At 66.8% G+C, this 9,156-nt stretch carries 8 protein-coding genes; 3 read left to right on the plus strand and 5 right to left on the minus strand.

The annotated features are described in order from the left end of the window. Positions 1–72 precede the first annotated feature (72 nt). The 4 genes from ACOJTB_RS13785 to ACOJTB_RS13800 all read right to left on the minus strand — a co-directional run bounded on the left by ACOJTB_RS13785 (position 73) and on the right by ACOJTB_RS13800 (position 4,202). Positions 73–885, minus strand: a complete 813-nt coding sequence (locus tag ACOJTB_RS13785; protein ID WP_420103106.1) for an ABC transporter permease — start codon at positions 883–885, stop codon at positions 73–75. Between the two features lie 14 nt (positions 886–899). Next, positions 900–1,736, minus strand: a complete 837-nt coding sequence (locus ACOJTB_RS13790; RefSeq protein WP_420103100.1) for an ABC transporter permease — start codon at positions 1,734–1,736, stop codon at positions 900–902. Positions 1,737–1,904: 168 nt separating this feature from the next. Then, positions 1,905–3,035, minus strand: a complete 1,131-nt coding sequence (locus tag ACOJTB_RS13795) for an ABC transporter substrate-binding protein (protein WP_420103101.1) — start codon at positions 3,033–3,035, stop codon at positions 1,905–1,907. Positions 3,036–3,050: 15 nt separating this feature from the next. After that, positions 3,051–4,202, minus strand: a complete 1,152-nt coding sequence (locus ACOJTB_RS13800) for an ABC transporter ATP-binding protein (protein WP_420103102.1) — start codon at positions 4,200–4,202, stop codon at positions 3,051–3,053. Between the two features lie 85 nt (positions 4,203–4,287). Between ACOJTB_RS13800 and ACOJTB_RS13805 the strand changes: the two genes are divergently transcribed. Continuing rightward, positions 4,288–4,803: a 2'-5' RNA ligase family protein gene (locus ACOJTB_RS13805; RefSeq protein WP_420103103.1), complete on the plus strand. Its 516-nt coding sequence runs from the start codon at positions 4,288–4,290 to the stop codon at positions 4,801–4,803. Between the two features lie 5 nt (positions 4,804–4,808). Here ACOJTB_RS13805 and ACOJTB_RS13810 read toward each other — a convergent pair whose 3' ends face one another. Further along, positions 4,809–6,602, minus strand: coding sequence for a chloride channel protein (locus ACOJTB_RS13810; RefSeq protein WP_420103107.1), 1,794 nt, complete (start codon positions 6,600–6,602; stop codon positions 4,809–4,811). 254 nt (positions 6,603–6,856) lie between these two features. Here ACOJTB_RS13810 and ACOJTB_RS13815 point away from each other — a divergent pair, with 254 nt between their 5' ends. Then, positions 6,857–7,594: a gluconate 2-dehydrogenase subunit 3 family protein gene (locus ACOJTB_RS13815; protein WP_420103104.1), complete on the plus strand. Its 738-nt coding sequence runs from the start codon at positions 6,857–6,859 to the stop codon at positions 7,592–7,594. Positions 7,595–7,608: 14 nt separating this feature from the next. After that, a partial coding sequence (locus tag ACOJTB_RS13820; RefSeq protein WP_420103105.1) for a GMC family oxidoreductase occupies positions 7,609–9,156 on the plus strand: 1,548 nt, incomplete at its 3' end.

Genomic DNA, 9,156 nt, shown 5'->3' on the forward strand with positions numbered 1-9,156 from the left:
GCCGTCTCGGTCGATCCGGAGGACAGCTCCGTGCGCCGCGTGGCGCTCGATCTCACAAAGCCGGCCGCCTGATCAGGCGCCGACCTTGGCGAGCACATCGGCGCGCAGGAAGCGCTCGATGAAGAGCATGAACAGCACCGAGGGCACGAGCAGGATGAGCGCCGTGATCGAGGCGACCTGATAGTTGCCGCCCATCGCCGCATTGTAGAGGAGCAGCGGCAGCGTCGTGACCTGCGGGACGCCCACGAAGAAGGTGCCGGTGAACTCGTCGAGCGATTCGAGGAAGACGAAGATGCCGCTGGCGATGATGCCGGGGGCGGCGAGCGGCAGCGTCACCGAGAAGAAGGCCCTGAGCGGCGAAGCCCCCATATTGCGCGCCGCCAGCTCCAGATCCCGGTCGACCGCGCCGAAGGCCGCCGCCGCAATCCACACCGAATAGACCAGCCCATGCGCGGCATGTACCAACACCACTGCGAAGACCGTGCCGTTGATGCCGAGCTGGTAGAACACGCGCGCGACATTGATGTAGATCGCGACCGAGGGAAAAGCCTGCGGCAGCAGGAAGAGCACCATGAACAGGGCCCGCGCCGGCAGCTTCAGACGCGCCAGCGCATAGCCGGCCGGGATCGAGAGCGCGAGCGCGACGACGACAGTCAGCACCGCGATCCAGACGGAGGTGCCGAGCGAGGCCATCGCGTCCCCGGTCGGGCGGAAGACCTGCTCCCAGTAGCGCGTGCCGTAGACGACCGGCAGCTTGTAAGGCGTGTACCAGCGCTCGGCCACGGACCAGAGGGCGAGATTGGCCAGCGGGCCGATCAGCACGAAGGCGAAGGCGGCGAGCAGGACCGCCGCGAATGCCGTCTTCAGCGAGGAGGCGAGGCGCATCATCGCGGCGCCGCTCATGGCTTGTTCTCCTGCGACATGCCGCGCTTGAGATAGATGATCGCGGCGCCTGCCGAGAGCAGATAGGTGATGACGCCGAGCGCATTGGCGGTCGAGTAATCGCCGTAGGCGTTGATACGGAAGGCCATGTCGACGGTCAGCATGGTCGGCTGCGAGCCCGAAACCATCATCGGGACGGAGAGCACCGAGAGCATCGTCACGAAGGAAAGGACGAGCGCTACGAGAAGCTGCGGCATCACCTGCGGCAGAGCCAGCTCGAACAGCACCCGCACGCGCGAGGCGCCGAGATTGCGGCCGGCCTCCAGCGTCGCCCGGTCGATCGAGGCGAGCGCGCCCGCCAGAAGCAGCGCGACGAAGGGCGTCTGCTTCCAGACGAAGGTGGCGATGATGCCGCGCCAGTCGAGGAAGCTCACCGCCTGCAGCGGCTCCATCAGCCCCAGCGAGACGAAGGAGTTGTTCATCAGCCCGTTCTTGGCGAGGAAGGTGCGCATGCACTGCGCCGCGACGATGAAGGGGATGAAGAGCGGCCAGCGATAGAGCGCCTTCAGCGTGCCGACGATGTAGCGGTTCTCGCCGAGCGTCAGCGTGCCGGCGATGACGATGGCGGCAAGGCCTGTGAAGAAACAGGATGCGAGCACGATGACGACCGTGAAGAGGACGTCGCCGGAATAGAGCTCCCAGGCCTTGCGGAACGAACCCAGCGAAAAGCCGCCATCAGGCCCGGTGAAGGCCGAGATCAGCGAGAAGCTCAGCGGATAGAGAAACAGCGCCGCCACCAGCGCGAGGCCGGGCGCGATCAGCAGCAGAGCGAGGTTGCGTTGGGAGAGGGGCATTCCACTCGCACTTCTTCAGAACTCGCGGGTGTCATCCCGGACAAGCGGCGAAAGCCGCGCCGATCCGGGATCCATGCCGGAACGGCTCAGGCCTGGATCCCGGGTCTTCGCTTCGCCCGCCCGGGATGACGCCGCGTCTGCCTGCATCATCCCGGGTGAACGATGGTCTCAGTTCGCGACCTTCTTCTCGTAGCCCTCGAGGATGTCGTTGAAGTAGGGCGCGATCGGGAAGGGCTTGGCGTTCTTGGACAGGTCGCTCGGGGTGATGTCGGTGAAGAGCTTGTCCCAGGCGGCCTTGTCGAGCTTGCCTTCGAGGTTCTTGGCATCGATGCCAGGATACCAGTTGAACCTCTTGACGATGCCGTCCGCCTGCACCTGAGGCGAGGTGGCAAGGGCGATGAACTCCTCCGCCAGCTTCTTCTGCGCGGCCTTCTCCGGTACGGCGTAATACATCGGCTGGCCGGGCATGCCGGGGGCGGCGAGCTTCAGCTTCATGTTCGGCGGCAGCTTGCCGTCGGCCTGCCAGGAATAGAACATGTCGACCCAGACCGGGCCCATGGCGATCTCGCCCCGGTTGAGCATGTCGAGCGTGCCGGCATTGCCGGGGGTGATGACGGCGTTCTTGTTGAACTCCTTAAGCTCGGCGAAGGCCTTGTCCCATTTCGCCTTCTCGGCGGCGTCATAGGGGCCCTGAATGAGCTTGTCGGCGTCGCCGCCGAAGGCATAGACCCAGCCGGCGACGAAGGCGACGCCGGACATGCCGCCCTTGATGCCGTTATAGCCGAACTGCTTGGGGTTCTTCTTCACCCATTCCGCAAGTTCGGCGAAGTTGTTCGGCGGGGTCTTCAGCATGTCGGCGTTGTAGGCCAGCGCCGTCTGCGACTGGAACATCGGCATGACGTAGCCGGAGACGTCGGCGCCGAGCGAATTCTTGGCCGTCGCGCTGGAGACGAGCTTCGCGGTGTCGACCTTGTCGGTGTATTTCGCCAGCAAACCGTCCTTGACCATCTGGCCTGCAGCCTTCTGGTGGATGACAACGACGTCGAAATCGGTGGTCGCCGCGCCCTTCTGGGCGTCGAGCTTCTCCAGGATCTTCTGGGAACCGGAATCGCCCGGGCCGGTGCCGACCGAGACGACCTTCACGCCCGGATGGGACTTCTCGAACATCGGGCCGAGATAGTCCTTCACATAGTCGACCATGTTCTGGTCGCCGGCGGAGGCGACGTTGAGCGTCTGCGCCGAGAGTGGGGAGGCCGCGATCAGCGCGGCGAGCGAGCAGGCAAGCGTAAGGATGCGCATCGTGTCCGTTTCCTGTCAGGCGGCGATCCCGGCCTCGGATGCCGGGAAGATGTGGAGGCGCTGCAGCGGAATGCGCAGGCCGATCTGGGTTCCGAGTTCGTGACGGTCGGCATCGTCGACCGTGATCTGGCGGCCGGCGGCCTCGACCTTGTAGCGGTAGACCCCGCCCGGATAGGCGCGCGCGGCGATGGTGCCGGGCACGACGAGATCGCCGCCCACGGCGGGCGCATCGAGCGCGCCGAGCCGGGCGACGTCGTCGCGGAAAAAGCCGAGCGTCTCGCCGGTCGGCAGCGCTGCAGCAGCGGGCCCCGCGAGAATGGCACGGGCTTCGCCGGCGGCCACGGACACCTGGCCCTCGCCGGGCGACACCGTCAGCGGCAGCACATTCTCCGCCCCCATGAAATTGGCGACGAAGGCGCTGGCCGGTCGGTCATAGACCTCCTCCGGCGTACCGACCTGCGCGACGCGGCCGGCCTGCATGATGACGAGGCGGTCGGCCATGGTCATGGCCTCCTCCCGGTCATGGGTGACATGGACGGCGGTGAGGCCGAGCCGCTGCTGGATGGCGCGGATCTCGTGACGCATCACCATGCGGATCTTGGCGTCGAGATTGGAAAGCGGCTCGTCGAGCAGCAGGATGCCGGGGTCGATGGCGAGCGCCCGGCCGAGCGCCACGCGCTGGCGCTGGCCGCCGGAGAGCGCCGTGACCTTGCGGTCCTCGAAGCCAGCAAGCCCGAGGAAGCCGAGCATCTCGCCGACCTTGGCGGCGATCTCGGCCTTCGACTTGCCGCGCAGCTTGAGGCCGTAGCCGATGTTCTGCAGCACGGTCATATGCGGCCAGAGCGCATAGGACTGGAAGACCATCGCCATGCCGCGCTTTTCCGGCGGCAGGCCGGCGACATCGCCCCCGCCCACCATGATCGAACCGCTCTCGACGGGAACGAAGCCGGAAAGCGCGCGCAGCAAGGTCGTCTTGCCGCAGCCGGAGGACCCGAGCAGCGCCGTGAAGCTGCCAGGCGCGAAGTCGAGATCGACCCCGTGCAGCACGCGGTTGCCACTGTAGGACACCTGGAGACCGCGCACAGAGATGGCCGCGCCACTGTCCGTTCTGGCTTGCGTCACCGGCTGCAAGGCGCCTACTCCCGCGTTCCTCTGAGTGTCGGTCAATTGGAATATTTCTTCCATCGCCGATCTATTTGATACAAACATTGCATCGGCATGGGCCTATCTGCAAGGGATTTGTGAAACTCCGATGACAGCGAGAATCCATTCGATCTGGCTCCTGCCGACGGCCTCCGACGAGGTCCTCCTGACCGGGATCGTCAAGGAGCTTTCAGGGCGCTTCGGCACGCCGATCTTCGCGCCTCACCTGACCGTTCTCGGAGACAGCGAGATGACGGCAGACGCGCTGGCCCATGCGATCGAGACGGCGGCACAGGAGGTTTCCGCCTTCGCGGAGGCTGTGAATGCGGTCGAGACCAGCGAGGCCTATTTCCGCTCCTTCTATGCGCGTTTTCCGGTGGCGACGCCGCTCATCCGGTTGAAGCAGGCGCTCGATCCGCAGGGACTCGAAGGCTTCATGCCGCATGTCTCGCTGCTCTACGGGCCGGTGGAAGCGGCGGCGAAGGCGCAGGCGGCGCGCGAGATCGGCGAGCGGCTGACCGGGCGGAGCATCCGCTTCGACCGCCTCTGCGTGGTGACGTCGGGGCAGGAGGTCGCGATCGCGGATTGGCGGGTGGTGGTGACGGCGCCGCTGGGCGAAGGCTGAACGTTCTACTCCCCCGTCAGCTCGCGGTTGCGGCGGCTGACCTCCTCGCTGTAGCGCTTGATCGCATGGGCCTCGCTGAGGATGCCGACGAGGCGGCGGCTGTCGCGGTCGGCGACCACCGGCAGCGCCTCGCTCTCGGCCTCGTCGAAGGCCTTCAGCGTGTCGCGCACCGACATGCCGGCGAGCAGCATCCGGTCGGGGTTGTGCAGCAGATCGCGGATAGTGACGGGCGCGGGCCTATCGGCTTCGCCGTCCAATGCGAGTTCGGGATCGTAAAGCGCGCCGGGGGGCACCATGCCGGCATAGGCGTCGTCCTTGCCGACGGCGACGAGGTAGTTGGTCGAGCCCGGCGGGTATTTCAGCCGCGCCTCGGCGATCGAGGCATCGGCATCGATCTTCGGCACTTCGAGCCGCATCATGCTGCCGGCCGTGAGATCCCGAATCCAGCCGACATCATAGGCGCCGCGAATGCTCTCGCCGCGCAGATGGAAGCGCCAGGTGGCGAAGGAGAAGCCGAAGAGCCGGCGCGTGACCAGCGAGGCGGCCCCGGCCGCGCCCATCACCGCGAGCGTCAGCTTGAGATCGCCGGTCATCTCCAGCGCCAGCAGCGCCATCGTCATCGGCCCGCCGACGACGGAGACGGCCAGCGCGCTCATGCCGACCAGAGCGAACAGGGTCTGGTGAGCGGCGACATCGGGAAAGGCCAGGGCCAGCAGTCCGGCGAAGAGCCGGCCGGCGAGCACGCCCAGCAGCAGCGAGGCGAAGAACAGGCCGCCGCGAAAGCCGGCACCGATCGAGACCGAGGAGGCCACAGCCTTGGCGACCAGCACGAGCGCCAGCAGCCCGAGCCCGATGGGGGCGCCGAGAAAGAAATTGATCGCGCCATGGCCGGCCGAGAACACATAAGGGTTCCAGAGGGCGAGACCGCCGACCACCAGCCCGCCGAAGGCGGGCCGCAGATAGTTCGGGATGCGCGAGCGGCGGAAGCCCGCCTCGATGAAGGCGGCCCCACGCATCACCACGATGCCGACGAGGCCGCAGGCGGCGCCGAGCAGCACGACGAGCGGCAGATCCGCGATGGTGATCGCGCCGATGGGCGGGACCTCCATCGCCAGCAGGGCCGGCGAGATCAGGTCATGGGTGACCGTCGCCATGAAGGTCGCGGCCATGACCGGCACGAAGACCGCGATGGAATAGCTGCCGAGGATCAGCTCGAAGGCATAGAAGGCGCCGGTCAGCGGCGCATTGAAGGCGGCGCCGATCGCCCCGCCCGCGGCGCAGCCGACGATCAGGCGCATATCGGCGCGGCGCAGCCGCAGGCGCCGGCCGAGATGGGAGGCGAAGCCGGATGCCGCCTGCGTGTAGCCCGCTTCGAGCCCGACCGAAGCGCCCGAGCCGCTGGAGCCGATCGTCTGGAGCGCGAGCACGATGGAATCGCGCATCGACATGCGCCCGCCATGCAGGGCGTTGGCCTCGATCGGGTCGATCGGTGCGCTGCGGCGGCGAAAGAAGAACCAGGTCGAGACGCCGATCACGAGACCGCCGAGCACTGGCCCGGCCACGGCGCGCCAGGGTTCGATGCCCTGCGAGACAGAGAGATGCTCGCCGCGGCCGATGGCGAAGATCACCTCATGCAGCCATTGCGTGGCGCCCGACATCGCCACGACGACAAGGCCGGCCATGACGCCGACGAGGCAGGCCAGCACGACGATGCCGATCTCCCTCGACCGCAGGAAGGCGCGCAGGCCTCGCTGGGGCGTCTCGGCCGGCGTCGCGGGCGTCTCCGGGGAGTTGAGCATCGTCACGGAAAGGCTCGCCGGGAGCGGGTTAGGGTGGGCCCGCGCTCGCACATCATGGGCGGCAGGACAAGCAGGAAAGGCGTCGCGACGGTCCGGGGCCCGCTTCTGCCGCGCAGCAACAGCCGGCGCCATTTTGTTCCATGTCGCAGACGCATGGCGAAGGAGCCGGCAGGGCAATTGATTGTCATGCTTCCAAGGAGAAGCTTGGCGCCACGAGCGACGCGGCCTTCCGTCGCAGCGACGAGACGTCCGTTATGCCCCAGCCCTCCGCGAGCCGCCGCCAGTTCCTGTCCTCGACCGGGATGCTGCTGCTGGCAGCGGCGCTGCCGGCCCGGGCGGCGGATCATTCCGGCACCCTGCCCTGGAAGCCCTTCGCGGCGCTCCCGCCCGATCCGCTCCCCGGCGGGCGCTGGTATGTCTTCACCCCCGAGGAAGCGCGCACGGTCGAGGCGATCGTCGACCGGATCATTCCGTCGGACGATCTCAGCATCGGCGGCAAGGAAGCGGGCTGCGCGAGCTTCATCGACCGGCAGCTCGCGGGCAGCTACGGCACCTCGGACCGCCTCTATACGCAGGGCCCGTTTCTTCCGGGGTTACCGACCCAGGGCTATCAGGGCAGCGCCGCGCCAACCGCCCGCTACCGCGAGGGTCTGGCGGCACTGAACAAGCACAGCCGCGACAAGCGTGGCGGCAAGGCCTTCTTCGAACTCGCCGCCGCCGAGCAGGACGAGGTGCTGAAGGAGTTCGAGGCCGGTAAGGCTGACTTCAAGGCCGCCGCCGGCTTCTTCAACCTCGTGCTGCAGAACACGATGGAAGGCTTCTTCGCCGACCCGATCTATGGCGGCAACAAGGAGATGGCCGGCTGGCGCTTCATCGGCTTTCCCGGCACCCGCTACGATTACCGCGACTATGTCTCGGCCCATAACAAGCCCTTTCCGCTGCCGCCGCTCTCGATCGGCGGGCGGCCGGATTGGAAGACCGGAAGCCGGTAGGCGGAGCGCGAGACATGGTGAGAAAACTCCCCCGCAAGGACGCCGTGATCATCGGGCTAGGCTGGACCGGCGCGATCCTCGGCCATGAGCTGACCGATGCCGGGCTCGACGTCGTCGCGATCGAGCGCGGGCCGTGGCGCGACACCGCTACCGACTTCAACGTCGCCTATGCCCCCGACGAACTGCGCTACGCCGTGCGCAAGGACCTGTTCCTGCAGCCGGCGCAGGAAGCGATGACGATGCGCAACAACGTCTCGCAGACGGCGCTGCCCATGCGCGATTACGGCTCGTTCCTGCCCGGCACGGGCGTCGGCGGCGCCGGCACCCACTGGAACGGCCATACCTGGCGCTTCTTCCCCAGCGATTTCCGGCTGAAGTCGCATCTGACCGAGCGCTACGGCGCCGAGCGCATCGCCGATCTCCAGATCCAGGACTGGGGCGTGAGCTATGACGAGCTGGAGAGCGCGTTCGACCGCTTCGAATATCTCTGCGGGATCTCGGGCAAGGCGGGCAATCTCAACGGCACGATCCAGGAGGGCGGCAACCCCTTCGAGGGGCCGCGCAAGCGCGACTATCCGCTGCCGCCGATGCAGATGACCTATGCGCCGACGCTGTTCGCGGAGGCCGCGCGGGCGAAGGGGCTGCACCCCTTCCCCACGCCTTCCGCCAATCTTTCAGGTGCCTATGTCAATCCGCTCGGCATCGCGATGGGCCAATGCACCTTCTGCGGCCATTGCGAGCGCTTCGGCTGCGCCAATTATTCAAAGTCGAGCGCGCATACGACCGTGCTGCCGGTGCTGATGCGCAAGTCGAATTTCGAGGCGCGCACCGAATGCGAGGTGCTGAAGATCAACCTCGCCCCGGACGGCAAGAGCGCGACGGGCGTCACCTATATCGACGTCAATGGCGAGATCTTCGAGCAGCCGGCCGATATGGTGCTGCTCAACGCCTATGGGCTGTTCAATGTCCGGCTGATGCTGCTGTCGGGGATCGGCAAGCCCTATGATCCGGCGACCGGCGAGGGCGTGGTCGGCCGGAACTACTGCTACCAGACCAATGCCGGCACGCAGGTCTTCTTCGAAGGCAAGCACATGAACCCGTTCATCGCGGCGGGCGCGCTCGGCCAGACGGTGGACGACTATAATGGCGATGCCTTCGACCATGGCGCGCTCGACTTCGTCGGCGGCGCCGGCATCAACTGCATTCCCACCAATGGCCGGCCGATCCAGTATCGCCCGGTCCCGCCCGGCACGCCGCGCTGGGGCTCGGAGTGGAAGAAGGCCACCAAGCAATACTACAACAACACGCTGACCTTCTCCTCGCAGGGCTCCTCCTACGCCGCGCGCGGCAATTATCTCGATCTCGACCCGACCTATAAGGACCGGTTCGGGCGCCCGCTGCTGCGCATGACCTTCGACTTCCCGGACAACGACATCCGCATGTCGAACTGGATCAGCGGCCGGATGAAGGAGATCGCCGACCAGCTCGGCGGCAAGCAGTCGGTCGTCGCCAGGCTCGGCAAGGGCTGGAACTCCGTTCCCTATCAGAGCACGCACAACACC

Origin of the sequence: Allobosea sp. (genome assembly GCF_048595345.1) — a bacterium.
GTDB lineage: Bacteria > Pseudomonadota > Alphaproteobacteria > Rhizobiales > Beijerinckiaceae > Allobosea.